Annotated in this window: 15 protein-coding genes; 7 read left to right on the plus strand and 8 right to left on the minus strand. The window is 60.8% G+C overall.

Annotated elements, in window-relative coordinates:
• Positions 1-10: 10 nt before the first annotated feature.
• A complete protein-coding gene (locus A462_RS08560) occupies positions 11-337 on the minus strand; it encodes a HepT-like ribonuclease domain-containing protein (protein WP_008437514.1) in 327 nt (108 codons plus the stop codon).
• Positions 338-349: 12 nt separating this feature from the next.
• A complete protein-coding gene (locus tag A462_RS08555) occupies positions 350-640 on the minus strand; it encodes a nucleotidyltransferase family protein (RefSeq protein ID WP_008437516.1) in 291 nt (96 codons plus the stop codon).
• A 159-nt stretch (positions 641-799) separates the two neighbouring features.
• Between A462_RS08555 and acpA the strand changes: the two genes are divergently transcribed.
• The 3 genes from acpA (at position 800) to A462_RS08540 (ending at position 4,488) form a co-directional block, all read left to right on the plus strand.
• Positions 800-2,500 (plus strand): acid phosphatase, encoded by a 1,701-nt coding sequence (acpA, locus tag A462_RS08550; protein WP_008437519.1) that lies wholly within the window; start codon positions 800-802, stop codon positions 2,498-2,500.
• A 122-nt stretch (positions 2,501-2,622) separates the two neighbouring features.
• Positions 2,623-3,792, plus strand: a complete 1,170-nt coding sequence (locus tag A462_RS08545) for a hypothetical protein (RefSeq protein WP_003214388.1) — start codon at positions 2,623-2,625, stop codon at positions 3,790-3,792.
• Between the two features lie 171 nt (positions 3,793-3,963).
• A complete protein-coding gene (locus A462_RS08540) occupies positions 3,964-4,488 on the plus strand; it encodes an SET domain containing protein (RefSeq protein WP_032899640.1) in 525 nt (174 codons plus the stop codon).
• On the opposite strand, the gene can is transcribed toward A462_RS08540, so the two are convergent.
• The gene (gene can / locus A462_RS08535; RefSeq protein ID WP_003214385.1) at positions 4,485-5,129 is read right to left on the minus strand and encodes a carbonate dehydratase; all 645 of its coding nucleotides are present in this window, start codon (positions 5,127-5,129) and stop codon (positions 4,485-4,487) included. The two genes, A462_RS08540 and can, sit on opposite strands and share 4 nt — an antisense overlap.
• Before the next feature lie 150 nt (positions 5,130-5,279).
• Here can and A462_RS08530 point away from each other — a divergent pair, with 150 nt between their 5' ends.
• A complete protein-coding gene (locus A462_RS08530) occupies positions 5,280-5,684 on the plus strand; it encodes a hypothetical protein (RefSeq protein ID WP_003214383.1) in 405 nt (134 codons plus the stop codon).
• Between the two features lie 135 nt (positions 5,685-5,819).
• Here the strand turns inward: A462_RS08530 and rimI are convergent, their stop codons facing one another.
• A complete protein-coding gene (gene rimI / locus A462_RS08525; RefSeq protein WP_003214382.1) occupies positions 5,820-6,272 on the minus strand; it encodes a ribosomal protein S18-alanine N-acetyltransferase in 453 nt (150 codons plus the stop codon).
• A complete protein-coding gene (locus A462_RS08520; RefSeq protein ID WP_003214379.1) occupies positions 6,265-7,002 on the minus strand; it encodes a hypothetical protein in 738 nt (245 codons plus the stop codon). The genes rimI and A462_RS08520 overlap by 8 nt, the downstream gene beginning before the upstream one ends.
• A gap of 206 nt (positions 7,003-7,208) precedes the next feature.
• Between A462_RS08520 and mksB the strand changes: the two genes are divergently transcribed.
• The 3 genes from mksB to mksF are packed head-to-tail and all read left to right on the plus strand — an operon-like array spanning position 7,209 to position 12,020.
• Entirely contained in the window at positions 7,209-8,486 is a 1,278-nt protein-coding gene (mksB, locus tag A462_RS08515) for an Mks condensin complex protein MksB (protein ID WP_003214377.1), read from the plus strand.
• Positions 8,476-9,183 (plus strand): Mks condensin complex protein MksE, encoded by a 708-nt coding sequence (gene mksE / locus A462_RS08510; RefSeq protein WP_003214375.1) that lies wholly within the window; start codon positions 8,476-8,478, stop codon positions 9,181-9,183. The genes mksB and mksE overlap by 11 nt, the downstream gene beginning before the upstream one ends.
• Positions 9,180-12,020, plus strand: a complete 2,841-nt coding sequence (mksF, locus tag A462_RS08505; protein ID WP_008437530.1) for an Mks condensin complex protein MksF — start codon at positions 9,180-9,182, stop codon at positions 12,018-12,020. The genes mksE and mksF overlap by 4 nt, the downstream gene beginning before the upstream one ends.
• 170 nt (positions 12,021-12,190) lie before the next feature.
• Here mksF and A462_RS08500 read toward each other — a convergent pair whose 3' ends face one another.
• From A462_RS08500 to A462_RS08490, 3 genes are read right to left on the minus strand one after another with little or no spacing between them, the layout of a single operon-like run.
• Positions 12,191-14,494 carry a PqiB family protein gene (locus tag A462_RS08500; RefSeq protein ID WP_003214369.1) on the minus strand — a complete coding sequence of 768 codons (2,304 nt, stop codon included), beginning with the start codon at positions 14,492-14,494 and terminating at the stop codon, positions 12,191-12,193.
• The gene (locus A462_RS08495) at positions 14,487-15,110 is read right to left on the minus strand and encodes a paraquat-inducible protein A (protein WP_003214366.1); all 624 of its coding nucleotides are present in this window, start codon (positions 15,108-15,110) and stop codon (positions 14,487-14,489) included. The genes A462_RS08500 and A462_RS08495 overlap by 8 nt, the downstream gene beginning before the upstream one ends.
• Positions 15,097-15,756 carry a paraquat-inducible protein A gene (locus tag A462_RS08490; protein WP_008437533.1) on the minus strand — a complete coding sequence of 220 codons (660 nt, stop codon included), beginning with the start codon at positions 15,754-15,756 and terminating at the stop codon, positions 15,097-15,099. The genes A462_RS08495 and A462_RS08490 overlap by 14 nt, the downstream gene beginning before the upstream one ends.
• Between the last annotated feature and the right edge of the window lie 282 nt (positions 15,757-16,038).

Below are 16,038 nucleotides of genomic sequence, written 5' to 3' on the forward strand. Positions count from 1 at the left end.
CACCCGCTCTTCAGGCGGGTGCGGCTGGCAGGTTGTTCAGCAGCTCAGGTAGCGCGTGCTGAACCGTGTCCCATACCACTTCAAGATTTATGTCGAAGTAACCATGGGCAATCCGGTTGCGCATCCCGCGCATACTGCGCCAAGGCACCTGCGGTTGGGCGGCTGCAAACTCTGGATGTTGATCCATTATTTTGGTCGACGCTTCGCCGATGATGATCAAACTCATGATCACGGCTTGTTGGGTACGCTTGTCTTCAAAAAACTCAGGTTTGCTCACCCCTTCGACAAAGGTGATCGCGTCGGACGATGCCTGGCGTGTGCTCCAGGTAGTCGCCAATCCGATTTGAGATCATACGGGCCGGGCCTCAGCCAAGACTTGAGCACGAAACTTCAGAGGCAGATCGCCAGGCATCAGCAAATCGACGTTTACCCCGAGCAAGTCTTCCAACTCCACCTGCAGCCCACCAAGGTCAAAAAGGGTCGCTCCCGGTAGCGCATCAACCAGTAAATCGAGATCACTGCCGTCTTTATCAGTCCCCAACAAAACGGACCCAAACACCCTTGGGTTGGAGGTATGGAAACGTCCTACTACTTCACGCACGGCAGCCCTCTTGAGATCCAGGGCAGTTGAAGGTTTCATGGGGCACCTCTGCGGTATGCAATATCGGGCCAGTCTAGCAGTGCTTGGGATCAGGAAGCATGCCCACATGATCACACCGCTGTCTTCGTTCCGTCACATTCCATTGCTACCGTTCCGGCGAAACATATTGCAACAACTAACCTGCATGGACTCCCCGCAATGAGCGACGAGCACAAAGACCGCCCTTCCCAAGACATTGAAGCCAAACCGCCAGTCGACACCAGCCGGCGGCGCTTCCTGGGAGGCGCGGCCGTGCTGGGCGTGGGTGCGACCCTGAGTGCCTGCGGCAATACCAGCGAGGCACCCGGCAAGCCGGTGGATCGCCCGCTGACGCCGCAAGAGCTGGACAAGGCCTTGCACGAACAGGTTAAAACCGTGGTGGTGATCTACGCCGAAAACCGCAGTTTCAACAACCTGTTTGCGGATTTCCCCGGGGTCGAGAAACCATTGTCGGCCCTCGCCCCTGCGGACTATCAGCAGCGCGACCGCGACGGCAGCCTGCTGAGCACCCTGCCCCCGACCTGGGGCGGCGTGTTGCAAATCGGCCCGCAGACCGTCGATGGCGTGACCTACCCCAGCGAAGTGCAATACCAGGAAAACCTGCCTAACGCCCCCTACGCCTTGAAGGGCCCGAACGGCGAAGACCAGCCCCTGAGCCTGGTGACCCGGGATTTGTGGCATGTGTTCTATCAGAACCAGATGCAGATCAATGGCGGTAAAAACGATGCGTTCGTCGCCTGGGGCGACTCCGGCGGCCTGCTGATGGGCCATTACGCCCAGAGCCGTTACGCCCTGCGCTTGTGGGACGTGGCGAAGGAGTTTGTGCTCTGCGATAACTTCTTCCAGGGCGCGTTTGGCGGCTCGTTCCTCAACCACCAATACCTGATCAGCGCCACCCCGCCGGTGTACCCAAACGCTGCGCAATCGGTGGCCAAGGCACAGATCGCCACGCTGCAAAGCGACGACCCGACCGACCCGCGCCTCAAGCCTCTGGACAAGTCCCCGGCCAGCGCCATGACCGGCCCGCCGCAATTCGGCCCCAGCGCACTGACCCCGGACGGTTTCGGCGTGAACACCCTGGCCCCGCCTTACTGGCCTACCTGGATTCGCGACCCCGAGCGCCCGGATTACTCCAAGCCCGACTTGCCTAACGTGCTGGTGCCACAAACCCACGAGCACATCGGCGACAAACTGTCGAAAAAGAACGTCGACTGGGCCTGGTACGCCGGTGCGTGGCAAGCAACGCTGGATCAGTTCAAGGACTCGGGCGGCATTCCGAAGATTCCGAACTTCCAGTACCACCACCAGCCCTTCAACTACTTCAAGCAGCAAGGCCCGGAAAACCCGGCTGAGCGCAATAAACGCCTGCGCGATGGCGGCCTGGGGGATGACGCCAGCACCAACAAGTTCTTCGCCGATGCCCAGGCCGGCAAGCTGCCTGCGGTGACCTTCTACAAACCCCAGGGCAACCTGAATATGCACGCCGGTTACGCCGACGTCGCTTCGGGCGACCGGCATATCACCCGCGCCTTGAAGGTGCTGCAGGAAAGCCCGCAGTGGAAGAACATGGTGGTGATCGTCACCGTCGATGAAAACGGCGGCTGGTGGGACCACGTTGCACCGCCAAAAGGCGATCGTTGGGGCCCGGGCACGCGGATTCCGGCACTGGTGGTCTCGCCGTTCGCGCGCAAGGGCACGGTGGACCATACCGTCTACGACACCGCGTCGATCCTGCGTCTGATCACCCGGGTGTTCCAGCTGGAAACCCTCGACGGGCTCAAGCAGCGTGACGATGCCATGACCGCGCGCGGCCAGAAACCCATGGGTGACCTGACCAACGCCCTGCACTTCAAGGTGTAGACGCACTTGCTCAAAAGCGACAAGCGCGCAGTTTTTCTACGCGCTTTTCCCGGTCAACCGCTACTGTGTGAGGGTGGGCATTCACCCCGCGCAGACGGGCTTTCGCTGACAGGGAACCATCCATGTTCAAACTCACCAGGTTGTCCTTCACCCTGGCCGCACTGACCTTGAGTGCGGTCGTACAGGCTGATATCACCGTACCGCTGGGTACCCCGCAACGGGTCACCCAGTTGTTCGCGTACCCGAACAATTGCAGCGTCATCTGTTTTCGTCCCTGGACGCTGGAACAGACCGTCGAGCACTACCTGAACCAGAGCCTGCAACGCGACGGTTACAGCCGGGCCAAAGTCAGCGTCAAGACCGAGCATGACCAGGTGCTGGCCACGTTCAGCGGTGTGCCAGACGGTTATGGCCAGCCGTTGACCACCTTGCTCGATACCGCCGACCTGGCTTACCAGGGCGCCAGCAAACTCAATGGTGATGGCAAATGGCAGTTCAACTGGTACCTGTTCCTGCCGCTGGGCATGGCCCTGGAAAACCGCAAGAGCATCGAGCTGCTGCACTTCCCGCCGGATTATTCCCTGACCCACTTCCAGGACTACCTGGAGTCGGCCACCACCGACCGCTGGGCGACCTTGCTCACGGCCAATGGCATCCCGGCGACCCAGACGCCGGAATACCAGACCATCATCGACATCGCCCCGATCGCCGCCCCTGCCACGGCGGGCAAGGACCTGGAAGGTGTGTACGGTTACTTCACCGACTATCAGACCCGGATGGTCAAGGAGCTGAGCCAGCACGCGGGCGGCGCGTTGCCGATGGTGGCCTTCGGCGCGCCGGTGCGCAGCTGGATCAAGCAGCAATACGGGCAAACCGTTGCCGTACTGGGCCTGGCGCAAATCAGCCCGGCCGTCGGGAGCCAGGTCGCCGTACTGGGTGCCAATCACCCGAGCTACATCTGGTATGCCGCCAACCCCGACACCTACGACGGTGACGAGCAAAAGGCCGACGAGGCCGGTTTGAAGGTGATGGGCCAGGACTTGAGCGCCGCCTGCTGGCAGGCCTCGATGGGCCAGAAGCCCGCCAGCGATCCGAATGTGCAGCTCAAAGGCTGCATGAACACCTGGCAGGTAACGCGCAAGGAGCAGACCTGCGAACTGTTCTACACCTCTATCCGCGAGCTGACGCCCGATCAAGCGAACGCCAAGTGTGCCCAGCCGGCGATCAAGACCCAGCTGAGGCAATTGAAAAGCGCAGTGCCAGAACCGGCGATTGAAGCACCGGCGCTCTGAAGCAGGCTGCCAGAAGGGCGTTTTCCTACATAAAAGATAGCCAATTTCTACTGTCAGATTTGACAGTAGAAATTGGCTCCCACTTAAGCGAGTCTTGAGCCGCGCCCATCCGCTGCAAGACTGGCAGTCAAGACACCACCGGCAGGTCGATGCAGCCCCTCCTGGAGAGTCATGAAAACTCAAGCCATGGACAAGGCTAAAACCGCTGTGAGCAAGTGTCTTTACCCGTTCGCGACCGCCCTCGCCGAACACGGCTACCCCCGCGCTCGCGACTATGAAGTGGTGCGTACCCGAGACGGTTCAGGCGACGGAGTCAAGACCCGCGTCACCTTTGACAGCCGTATGTGCATCGCCAGGGTGTCCGGCTACGCATTGAATGAGCGGCGCCTGCATACGGTGCAGATGTCCTCGCGTATCCACTTGTACGACCCGTGGTTCAGTGGCCTGATTTCGCACTCGTGCAACCCGAACGCGTTTCTCGACATGACGTACCTGGAACTGTGGTCCGTTCAGCCCATTCCCGCCGGTGCCCTGCTGACCATGGATTACGCCCACACCGAGGACGTATTGTTCCGACAGTTTCGCTGCCAGTGCGGCGAGCTCAACTGTCGGGGCTGGATCACCGGCATGAAGGAGCCGTTGAATCCCGAGGGTCAGCAATTCATGGAGCAGTGGCGCGAACGCAAAAGCCCTTAGACCGCACCCAGCGGGCGCAGGCGGTATTGCGGCGGCAATTGCTCGAAGCCACTGATGGTGGTGTTCAGGCTTTTCCAGCGGCCGTCCTTGATCCCGTAAATGCAGCCATGAACCGACAGGCTCTGCCCGCGGTGCCAGGCGTTCTGCACGATGCTGGTGTGGCCGACGTTGGCCACCTGCTGGATCACGTTCAGTTCGCACAGGCGGTCTACGCGTTCCTCTTCCGTGGGCAACTGGGCCAGCACGTCGCGGTTTTCGTAGTACAGGTCACGGATGGTGCGCAGCCAGCCGTCGATCAGGCCCAACTGGTTGTCCTGCATCGAGGCGCGTACGCCACCGCAGCCATAGTGGCCGGTCACCAGGATGTGTTTGACCTTGAGCACGTCGACTGCGTACTGGATCACCGACAGGCAATTGAGGTCGGTGTGCAATACCACGTTGGCCACGTTGCGGTGCACAAACAGGTCGCCAGGCAGCATGCCGACGATCTCGTTGGCCGGCACGCGGGCGTCGGAACAGCCGATCCACAGGTATTCCGGGGTTTGCTGGCGGGCGAGCTTGGCGAAGAATTCGGGATCTTCCTGTTTGATCGCATCCGCCCAGCGTTCGTTGTTATCAAGCAAGTCTTGTAGTTCGTTCATCAGGGAAAGCCTCAGGAATGATGCGCAGTTTTGACACTCGACCGCCCGTCCGGGTCACGCCAACAATAAAGATAGCCGGCGGCAATTTCTTGAATCTTGGGGAGCCATGCCTGTCCACACACTATAAGCCCCACAGTATGAGGAATCGCCATGACTGAATCACGACGTCCCTACGGCGCTACACAGCCGGAACCGATTGATGACAACGAAGATCGCATGGGCGAAATGCGCGAGCTGGATTTTGACAAGGAGGAGCCGACTGCGGAAATCGGCGACGAAATTCCGCCTCGGGAGCGTGAGCACCTGATGCCCGACGAACGGGTGCGCGAAGCCGGGATGACCGGTGCTTCCACTGACGATCATGACTCAACCGATGATGACATGAGCCCGGAAACGCTGATCCATGAGGATGGCGCGCGGGATGCGCAGGAAGCAGGTGAAGACCATCCGGCGGATTACGATTTGAGTATCGTCGATGAAGACGAGATCGGCGGCGGCAATGGCCTGGATGAGGCCGAGTTGGCCGATATCGATCCAGTAGACGGCAACCGCTGACACCCTGCCGAACTGAATGTGGGAGCGGGCTTGCTCGCGAAGGCGGTGTGTCAGTCATTACATCTGGCGACTGGACCATCGCCTTCGCGAGCAAGCCCGCTCCCACCAAGCCCGCTCCCACATTGGGCCCTGTGTTTAGTCGACCAGGGTGCAGGCCATCACGACCGCATCTTCGCGGCCACCGACGGCGGGGTAATAATCCCGCCGACGGCCAATTTCGTTGAAACCATAACGCTCGTACAGCCGGAACGCGCCGGTGTTGCTGTCGCGCACTTCCAGGAAACATTCCCGCGCCTTGGCCTCGTAGGCCCGGGACATCAGGTGCTCCAGCAAGCTCAAGCCCAGGCCACGGCCCTGGTTTTCCGGCTTGACGGTGATGTTCAGCAAATGCGCTTCATCGAGGATGATCTGCACCACCCCGTGACCCACCTGCTGCTCACCTTCGAACATCAGCCAGATCTGGTATTTGCCCAGCCCGTCGAGAAAAATCCCGCGGGTCCAGGGGTGGCTGAACGCTGCGTATTCGATCTTCAGTACAGCGTCGAGGTCCGCCTCGGTCATCGGGCGGAAGGATAAAGCTTCACTCATCGGTACTTTTCCAGCGCGCCATCAGCCGGCGCATGGCTTGCCAGACATCAGCCTTACGCTGTGGCTCTTCCATTAATAGTTCCAGGCCCGGCAGGGCCCAGACGGAGCCCAGGCCTTCGACCTGCAGTTCGCGGTACCAGGCCTCGGCATTCGCTTCGCCGGCAAAACGCACGGCGGGCAGGCCGATCAGCCACAGGCACACGCAGGGTTCGTCTTCCAGGCGCGCCGAGACAAAACCTTGCACAAAATCCCGTGCAGCTTCCGGGCCCTGGTCCATGGTGCCCCGGGCCAGCAGCGGCCAGCGCACCGGCTCGCCAACGATTTGCGGACTGTCGGGCAGGCCGGCGGCGCGCAACATGTCCTTGAGCAGCAGATAGGCCGGGTCGCGGGCCTGGAAGCGCTCGCCTGTGGGTAACTCCACCAGCAGCAGGCATCGCCCGGCCCGCAGCAGTTGCAGGGCAAAGCGTGGCGGCGGTACGACCGGAGCCTTGACCACGGCAGGCGCCTCTTCGGCGACGACCGGCTTGGCCACCGGCGACGGGCGCGGCACTTCGACCTTTGGCCGGACCACCGGGGTTTCTGCCACGGGCTTGACCAGCGGCACCGGCGCAGCCGCCTCCTCACCCGAAGGCTCGAAAGCCTCGAACGGTTCCGGGGCCTCCAGCAGCTCGGGCCGCGAAGGGGCGGCGAACGGTAATTCAGTGCGCGGCAGCCAGTTGACCACCTGCATGGCGGTCAAGTAAGCGCGACGTCGGGACTCGATAAGCAAAGGTCGGCCACTTGTGGATAACTAAAGAACAGGGATTCTACCGCCCTTCGACGAAGATCGCCCGCAGTTGATCGCTCCGGTGAGCGCCTCACGACCGGCTGTGGATAAATCCCGGCACCGATGCAGTACAATCGCTGCTTTTAATCGCTAACCAGCCGGCCATTCCGATGATCGAACCCAAGCGCGTCTTGCGCGCCCTCGCCGAACACTGGGCCCTGCTTGAGCCACTGTGCGAACACTTCGACCAAGGCACCCTGAGCCTCAGCGAACTGCGCGCCCAGCTGGCCGCCCAACAACTGGACAGCACGCCACAGGACATCACCAGCCTGCTGGACGTGTGGATTCGCCTGGATATCCTGGTGCCTGTCGCCAAGAGCCCGAACCGTTTCGAGCTCAACGCACAGATCCACGACTTCCTGGCGTATCTTCGCAAGGAGCACCGGCTAGGCCTGTGCCTGGAAATCGAAGCCTACCTGCGCCACCTTGAGCGCCTGGCGGGTTATATCCAGGACGCCTTCGACATCCGCGACGGCCATGACCTGGCGCGCCAACTGCGCCTGCTGGACATGCGCGTGCGCGACGTGCTGAAAAAACTCGCCAACGACGAACAGGCCCTCGCTGCCGTGGCCGATCGCGCCAAGACCAGCGACCGGCAGATCCCGTTGCGCCAGCGCTACGCCGAAGTACTGGCGACCTGGGACGAATACGTCGAGCCGATGATTCAACTGGTGAACGCCGACGGCGCCTTCGAACAAGGCGTGCGCAAGGTGGAAAACGTACTGTTGCGCATGCTCACCGAGCAGCAGCGCCTCGGCCACCTGGTGGACGACGACATGCTGCTGCGCACCCACGCGCGCATCCTCGAAATGCAGACCAGCGCCCAACTGACCTTGCGTCACGCCCGGGAACTGCTGCTGCCGTTGCGGGAAGAAGCGCGCCGGCACAATGCCGTGACCCGGGGCGCGGCGCTGGCCTTGTCGGCGATTCGCCGCAAGGGCCTGGACGCGGTGCCGCAAGCGGCGATGCCGATGTTCACCCGGCCGCAAAGCACCTTTCTTGGCAGTGCCAGCCAGGTCGAAGCCTACGTGTACGCCCTGGCCAACTTCGAACCGAAGCCGGCGCGTTTCCCCAAGGCGCATAAATCCCACAAGGGCGAAGCCCCTCGCGCACCGCGCACGGTCAAGGAAATGCTCGAGCGCTGTGAAGACGCGCTGCCGATGCCGGACCTGATGACCTGGCTGCTGGAGCAGGAACCGGACGGCGCAACCGACGAGTTGCTGTACTGGTTCTCACGCCTGTCGCGGGAAAAACGCTTCAAGCGTGAACGTCTGGAACGACGGGATTACCACACTCACGAGCACCAGGTCAGCCTGCGCTCATTCGCCCTGCTTCCAGCCAGTATTGATACGGCCGGGAATTCTGCGAGCACCCCTCATGCATCTTGATCTATCCGAACTGTCCCAGCTGGCGCCGATCTTTCGCGAGCTGTTCAAGGGTTACCACGTCAGCCGCCGCGACCCGGAGCTGTACGCCCAACTGTCGAACTTCCAGGACCAGTACCGCACGTTGTTCAAGGCCCTGGGCTTTGAGTTGGTGTGCGACACGCGAGGTTTCTACTACTTCGTGCCGGACTCGGCCGTGGCCGCCGCGCAGGTCAACAAGACCGCCCAGCGCCTGGCGTTGTTCACCTTCATCATCGTCGAGCACCTGGCCGACCAGGGCCGCGATCCGATCGCCGTGCTCGACGGTGGCAGCCTGGGCCGTGACGAACTGCCGTCGTTGCTGGAAAAGTACCGCGACCTGTTTATCCAGGCCGAAGTGCAGACCGTCGAGGAACTGGAAGAAAAAATCATGCGCCGCATGACCCAGCTGGGTTTTGCCGGTGAAGAGAACGGCATCTACCGCTTCCTGCCGCCGATGCACCGCTTCCTCGATGTGTGCCTCTCGGTCCAGCAAGACCGCGACCTGGCCGCGAGCATCCACAGCGTATTGCCGTTGCCGGCCCCGGTGATCATCGACGAAGACAGCGATGAAAAACTGCTGAAGACCGATGACCCGCTGGACTTGAGTGACTTTGCAGAAGAAAGCGAAGAAGACGCCCTGGCCCGCGCCATTGCAGAAGAACAGGAGACCGACGCATGAGCAAGGAACGCTACGGCATTCGCCGCTTCGCCCTTTTGAACACCGCCGGTTACAGCCTGGGCCTGTTCCCGCTGGAAGAACCGCTGTCGGTGTACGGCGCGAACAACCTTGGCAAATCGGCGTCGATCAACGCCTTGCAGTTCCCGATTCTGGCGCGCATGTCGGACATGAGTTTCGGCAAGTACACCCTGGAGCAATCCCGGCGTTTCTACTTTGCCACCGACACCAGCTACATCCTCGTGGAAGTCTCGCTTCCCCATGGCCCGCACGTGATCGGCGTGGTCGGTCGCGGCCCGGGCGGTGGTTTCGGTCACCAGTTCTTTGCCTACGCCGGCAAGCTGGACCTGGCGCACTACCAGAAGAACGACACCTGCCTGCGCCAGAAAGAGCTGTTCACCAACCTTGAGCGCGAAGGCCTGAAAGCCTATGAGCTCAAGCCCGATGAGCTGCGGCGTTTGCTGGTGGGCGGCCATACGTCGATCCCGCTGGACCTGACCCTGATTCCGCTGCGCTCCACCAGCGAGCAGAGCCTGAAGACCTTCCGCGCGCTGTTTATCAATTTGCTGCACATGCGGGAAATCACCGCGGCCAAGTTGAAGCAGCTGTTTCTGGATGCGTTCGAACACAGCCTGCGTTCCGGCAGTGTCGATTACATCGCGGCGTGCGAAGAAGCCTTCCGCGATGTACGACGCATGGAGCAGGACTACAACTCGCTGGTGGCTGCCGGCCCTCTGGTAGAAGCCTTGGCCAACGGCGTGAAGCAGCGGGACATTCTGCGGGGCAAGCTGCATCGCCTGTCACCGCTGCTGGATTCGTTGCTGGGCACCTGGTCGGACTACGCCAGTGCGCGCAAGGAAGAACTGACGATCCAGGCCGAGCATTACCGCAACGAGCAGGATTCGCTGCAGAACGACCAGCGCGGCGGCACTCAGGAGCTGATGCGCCTGGAGCGGGAAATCAGCGGGATTCAGCGCTGGCTGGGTGAGCTGTCAGTGCTCAAGCACCGCTTCGCGCTGGTGGATGACGTCAAGGTGCTGGAGCAGCAACTGCTGGCCGCCAAGGATGCTCACGATGAACTGGCCGGGGCCTTGGCGCAGTCGCGTCAGTTCAGCGCCGAGGATCTGGATGAACGTCTGCGGGACCTGGAAAAACGCCTGAAGTCGGTGAAGCAGCAACTCGATCACGCCGACAACAACAGCTACGCCAAGCTGCGGGAAGAATTCTCGCAGCAGGATGTCGAGCGTCTGATGCGCCTGTTCAACAGTTCGCTGTTCAGCTTGCCGCTGGGTGAGCATGGCATCACGCTGGACGAGGACGGCCTGTGGGTGAAATCCCTGGAGCAGATCCTTGATGGCTTCAAGGGCGAGCGTTTTGAAGTGCCGGGGCTGGCCATCGACATCTCGCACATCGAGCCACCGGCGTTGCAGGCACTGGCTGACCGCGCCGCGTTGCGCGACCAGAAAGAGCGTCTGGAAAAAGAACTCAAGCAACTGAAAACCCAGCAAGCCGTGGCGGCCGACCGCGCGGCGAGCAAGACCCAGACTGAAGCGCTTTACCAACAGGTACTGGACGCGCAGAAGGCGCTGGAAGATTTCCGCCGTGCACAAACCCTGAGCGCCGAGGAAGGCGAGAAGCTGGAAAGCCTGGCGCAGATGGAAGCGGCCCAGGACGAATTGAAACGCTCCAGCGATGCGTTTACCGAGCGCGTCCAGCAACTGTCGGCCAAGCTGCAATTGGTAGGCCGGCAGATTGGTGATATGGAAGCCAAGCAGCGCACCCTGGATGACGCATTGCGTCGTCGCCAGTTGCTGCCGGCAGACTTGCCGTTTGGTACGCCGTTCATGGACCCGGTCGACGATTCCATGGACAACCTGCTGCCGCTGCTCAATGACTACCAGGACAGCTGGCAAGGCCTGCTGCGCGCTGATGGCCAGATCGACGCGCTGTACGCACAGGTGCGCCTCAAGGGCGTGGCCAAGTTCGACAGTGAAGACGATATGGAGCGCCGCCTGCACCTGCTGATCAACGCTTACGCGCACCGTACCGATGAAGCCCTGACCCTGGGCAAGGCCCGGCGGGCGGCGGTCACGGATATCGCGCGCACCTTGCGCAATATCCGCAGCGACTATGACAGCCTTGAGCACCAGTTGGCGTTGTTCAACCGTGAGATCAACAAGCGCCAGGTGTCCAACCTGCAGAGCTTCCGCATCGTGCTCGCGCCGAACAAGGAAGCCCTCAAGCATATCGACCAGATCATCCACAGTGCCGGTCAGTATGAAGAAGGCGAAACCCTGTCGGTGTTCGATCTGAGCCAGAGCGCCGAGCAGGACAACAAGAACGAGGAAGCCAAGGAATACCTGGCGCGCCTGGTTGCGGCCAACCATAACCAGTTGGGCCTCAAGGACTTGTTCGAACTGGCGTTCGAGATCACCAAGGTCAACGGCCAGCCGATCATTCACACCGACATCGATGGCGCCGCCTCCAACGGCACCACCATGACCATCAAGGCGCTGACCAACATGTATTTGTTGCTGCACTTGATGGACCGCGACCAGGCCGGTCGTGTGCGCCTGCCGTACTACCTCGATGAAGCCGCGGACATCGATGAGAAGAACCAGGCGGCATTGCTGGAGACCAGCTTGCAACTGGGCTTCGTGCCGATTCTGGCGAGTGTGAAGCCGCAGGTTTCCGCCCAGGTGGCAATCGACCTGGAAGGCGGCAGCGGGCCGAACGGGATCTACATTGATGAGGCGGACTGGAAGTACATCCGTCGTCACGATGTGGTGAAGGCAACGGTGAATGTGCAGGCGGATGAGCCGGAGCTGGATGAGGTTTAATCAGTTGCGCTGAAATGCAAAAAGGCCGCGATCTTCTGGATCGCGGCCTTTTTTTGGTGTTCTTGAGGGCCTCTTCGCGAGCAAGCCCGCTCCCACATTCAATCGGGTTCCTTCAATGGGAACTGGGTCAAATGTGGGAGCGGGCTTGCTCGCGAAGGCCGCGCCTCGGTCTATTTGCCGAGTGGGATTTTAGGGGCCCAGGTCAGCCATTCATCTTCAAACTTGTCGAACAGCGGGAAGGTCTGCTGGGGCCGTGCAGCGTTGCCCATACGCTCGCCGTCCGGCGTGGCAAAGGCGATGCCGCCGGCGACCAGGGTCTCCAGGGACTCCGTGCGAACAGTCGCGCCCTTGAACAAGCCGAAGTCGAGCCCGAAGCCGCTGGTGTTCCAGAACCGGCTGCCACTGCGCACCAGAGGCGCGTACTTGGGCTCGATCAGGATGTGAACCAGCACACGGTCGGCGGTCTGGCCCAGCTCGTAGCCGGTAACTTTGCCTACGGTGACTTCGCGGTAAGTGACCGGAACGCCTTCCTTCAACGAGCCACGGCGTGCGGCGCTGAGTACCAGGCTCAGGCCCTCCTCCTGATGAACGGCTTCTGGCGGCTTGTCCAGCGCGACGAAACTCTTCTGTGGGCCGATGCTTTTGGTCGCTGGCTGTACTTCAATGTACTGGCCGGTCACCAGGGTTTCCAGGTTCGACGTTTTCATCAGGCCCAGTTCAGGCTTGACCACCCAGAACTGACTGCCGGCCCGTGCAATGCGGTCGGCCACCTGGGTGATACGCGCGCTGAGCAGCACCGATTGCATGTCGGCGCTCAGGTCGACACTTTCGATCTTGCCTACGTCCAGGCCCTTGAAGCGCACTGGCGTACCCGGGCGCAGGCCATCGGCGCGGTCGACCTTGATGGTCACCAACGTACCGTGCTGGTTGGCGGCTTCGCGATCCGGGAACAGACGGAAACGCGGGATGCGCTTTTTCAGCGGCACATTCGGCTCCGGGGTTTCGAAGGCGATACCGCCCGCCATCAGGCTGGCCAGGGATTCGCTTTTCACCTGGATGCCGCCGGTAAGCCCACCGGTCAGGGTCACGCCGCTGGCATTCCAGAAACGGGTCGAACCATTGACTAGGCCTTCGTATTCTTTCTCGATATGGACGCCGATCACCAGTTGCTTGTTCTTGCGGGAGAACTGGTAGCTCTGCACGGAACCGACCTTGACCTGCTTGTAGAGGATCGGGCTGCCGACATCCAGGGAACCGAGGTTGTCGGTGAAGAGCACCATGTGCAGGCCGGGGGAACGCAGGTCCAGTGGCGGCGCCTTGGCCCGGGCGACGTACTCCCGTTGTGGCGCGGTGCCCTTGTCGCCGGGACGGATGGCGATGTAGTTACCTTTGACCAACGCTTCCAGCCCGGTGATGCCCGCCAGGGAGATAGACGGTTTGACTACCCAGAATTGGGTGTCCTGGACGAGGTAGTCTTCGGCCAGTGGGTCGAGGGTCAACTCGGCATTGGCGCTGGACAGGTCCGGATCGATCTTCAGGGTTTTCAGGCTGCCGACCTGGATGCCTTTGTACATCACCGGGGTGCGGCCCGCCTGGAGGCCTTCGAAGTCGGTGAGTTTGACTTTGACCTTGATGCCCGCCGCGGCTGCATCGAAGTCTTCGTACAGGCGGAACGGCAGGCTCGGGTCCGTCGGTGGGCTGTCCTTGCGGTTCTCCGGCGTGGCGAAGGCGATACCGCCGGCAACGATGCTGGCCAGGGATTCACTGCGGACTTTTACGCCGGAAAGGTTGGCGTCGATGCTGATGCCGCTGGCGTTCCAGAAACGCGTGTGTTTACGCACCAGGCTGGCGTAGGTCGGCTCGATGTAGACCTTGATTTCAACGGTGGTCTGGTCTTCGGAGAGCAGGTAGCTTTTGACCTGGCCGACCTGGATCTGCTTGTAGAACACCGGGCTGCCACGGTTCAGCGAGCCGAGTCGATCAGCTTTGATCGTCAGGTGCAGGCCGGGCTTGGCGTCGGATAAAGGCGGTTCTTCGGACAGGGCCTTGAACTTGCGCGTCGGCTCACCATCGCCTGGGCTGGCGGCGATGTAGTTACCCGAGACCAGGGTTTCCAGGCCGGTGATCCCGGCCAGGCTGACACTTGGCTTTACCAGCCAGAAGCGGGTGTTGGTCTTGAGGTATTGCTCCACATCCTTGTTCATCTCGATGGTAGCAATCACCCCGCGATTGTTACCTTCGTCATCCAGGGCCAGGGTTTTGACCTTACCCACGGACATGCCTTTGTAGACCACTTCGGTCTTGTTGGCCTGGATGCCTTCGCCGCTTTCAAAGCGTACCTGAATCTCGATACCTTGCTGGTTGTACGCACGCCATCCCAACCAGCCACCGATGATCAGGGCAATCAGGGGCAGCACCCAAATGGCCGACCAGTTGGAAGCTGGGCGGGTTTTAGCCTTAGGCAAATCACTCATGGTCGTCGTCCGACTCCGTGTTATCCCAAATCAGTCGGGGATCAAAAGTTACTGCGGCAAGCATCGTCAAGATCACCACACTGGCGAACGCTACGGCACCGAGATTGGCCTCGACACTGGCAAGTCGCCCAAAGTTTACGACCGCCACCAGGATGGCAATCACGAAGATATCCAGCATGGACCAACGGCCAATGAACTCGATAAAGCGGTACATGATAATGCGTTGTTGCGCGGAAAGTGGCTGGTGACGCTGCACCGAGAACAGTAACAAGCCGATGCCCACCAGCTTGAAGGTGGGCACCAGAATGCTGGCGATGAACACTACAGCGGCGATCGGGAACATGCCGTGCTGCATCAACTGGATCACGCCGGACATGATGGTGCTCGGATCGCCTTGGCCCAGGGAGCTTACGGTCATGATCGGCAACAAATTGGCCGGGATGTACAAGATGGCTGCCGTGATCAGCAGCGCCCAGGTGCGCGTCAGGCTGTTCGGACGACGGGCGTGGACCAGCGCGCCGCAACGGGTGCAGGTTTGCTCGTCGGTGTCCGGGTCTTGTTTGTTTAGTTCGTGGCATTCGGTACAGATCAGAATGCCCGCATCAATCGCCCGCATGAGCATCCTCTCCTGACAGCGCTTCCCAGATCTGGTGAGGTGACATGACCACCTCCAGCAGTATCTGGACCATTAACAGACTGACGAAGCAGGCCAGACCGAGCCCTACGGTGATAGTGGCCATGTCAGCCAGTTTTACGATCGCCACCAGCACGCCCATCAGGTACACCTCGAGCATTCCCCAGTCCTTGAGGTGGTGGTAAATGCGATAAAACAGCAGGCCGTAGCTGCGACCGATGTTCCAGCGAATGCTCAGCAATACCGCCAGTTGGCACAGGAGCTTGAGCAACGGAATGCCCATGCTGCAGAGGAACACCACCACGGCGACGCCCTGCATGCCGGTGTCGAACAGGCCGACGACGCCGGTCCATACGGTGTCCTGCGAGGACTGCCCGAGTAGATTGAGCTGCATGATGGGTAAAAAGTTCGCGGGGACGTACAACAATAGCGCCGCAAGCACTAACGCCAGGCTTCGTTCAACGACGTTGTGGCGGTGAGCGTACAGCTCGTAGCCGCAGCGCGGGCATTGGGCCTTCTCACCGCGGGCAAGCTCCGGCTTGCGCATCAGCAGGTCGCACTCATGGCATGCCACCAGTTCGTCCAGCGGTAAGTCTGACACCTCAAGGGTATCAACCGGGTCGGGCATATAGGGCTCGGACTCTAAAAAAGATTAGGTGCCTATTCTAGTGTTCTGGTTCAGAAATAACTGTGCAAATTTGTCGGGGGATTCAGTAGCGTTTGTGCGCGCGAGGGGGGATTGGGACGAGGGGATTTAGACCAATGCGTGGCATCAGGTAGCCCGCGTTACCGTTGGAGTTTTTCGCCAGCAAGCTCGCCATACTTTCCGACCGCCCAAAACAAAACCCCTGACTGCATAAGCAATCAGGGGTTCTGGAATTTAATCTTGACGATGACCTACTCTCACATG

Origin of the sequence: Pseudomonas sp. Ag1, from assembly GCF_000278565.1 — a bacterium.
GTDB lineage: Bacteria > Pseudomonadota > Gammaproteobacteria > Pseudomonadales > Pseudomonadaceae > Aquipseudomonas.

Excerpts from the sequence above, each read along its gene's own strand:
- A462_RS08540 (WP_032899640.1), top strand. The coding sequence starts at position 3,964 with ATGAAAACTCAAGCCATGGACAAGGCTAAAACCGCTGTGAGCAAGTGT.
- A462_RS08555 (WP_008437516.1), bottom strand. The coding sequence starts at position 640 with ATGAAACCTTCAACTGCCCTGGATCTCAAGAGGGCTGCCGTGCGTGAA.
- A462_RS08520 (WP_003214379.1), bottom strand. The coding sequence starts at position 7,002 with ATGCAGGTGGTCAACTGGCTGCCGCGCACTGAATTACCGTTCGCCGCC.
- mksB (WP_003214377.1), top strand. The coding sequence starts at position 7,209 with ATGATCGAACCCAAGCGCGTCTTGCGCGCCCTCGCCGAACACTGGGCC.
- A462_RS08500 (WP_003214369.1), bottom strand. The coding sequence starts at position 14,494 with ATGAGTGATTTGCCTAAGGCTAAAACCCGCCCAGCTTCCAACTGGTCG.
- A462_RS08490 (WP_008437533.1), bottom strand. The coding sequence starts at position 15,756 with ATGCCCGACCCGGTTGATACCCTTGAGGTGTCAGACTTACCGCTGGAC.
- rimI (WP_003214382.1), bottom strand. The coding sequence starts at position 6,272 with ATGAGTGAAGCTTTATCCTTCCGCCCGATGACCGAGGCGGACCTCGAC.
- A462_RS08530 (WP_003214383.1), top strand. The coding sequence starts at position 5,280 with ATGACTGAATCACGACGTCCCTACGGCGCTACACAGCCGGAACCGATT.
- mksE (WP_003214375.1), top strand. The coding sequence starts at position 8,476 with ATGCATCTTGATCTATCCGAACTGTCCCAGCTGGCGCCGATCTTTCGC.
- can (WP_003214385.1), bottom strand. The coding sequence starts at position 5,129 with ATGAACGAACTACAAGACTTGCTTGATAACAACGAACGCTGGGCGGAT.
- A462_RS08495 (WP_003214366.1), bottom strand. The coding sequence starts at position 15,110 with ATGCGGGCGATTGATGCGGGCATTCTGATCTGTACCGAATGCCACGAA.
- acpA (WP_008437519.1), top strand. The coding sequence starts at position 800 with ATGAGCGACGAGCACAAAGACCGCCCTTCCCAAGACATTGAAGCCAAA.
- mksF (WP_008437530.1), top strand. The coding sequence starts at position 9,180 with ATGAGCAAGGAACGCTACGGCATTCGCCGCTTCGCCCTTTTGAACACC.
- A462_RS08545 (WP_003214388.1), top strand. The coding sequence starts at position 2,623 with ATGTTCAAACTCACCAGGTTGTCCTTCACCCTGGCCGCACTGACCTTG.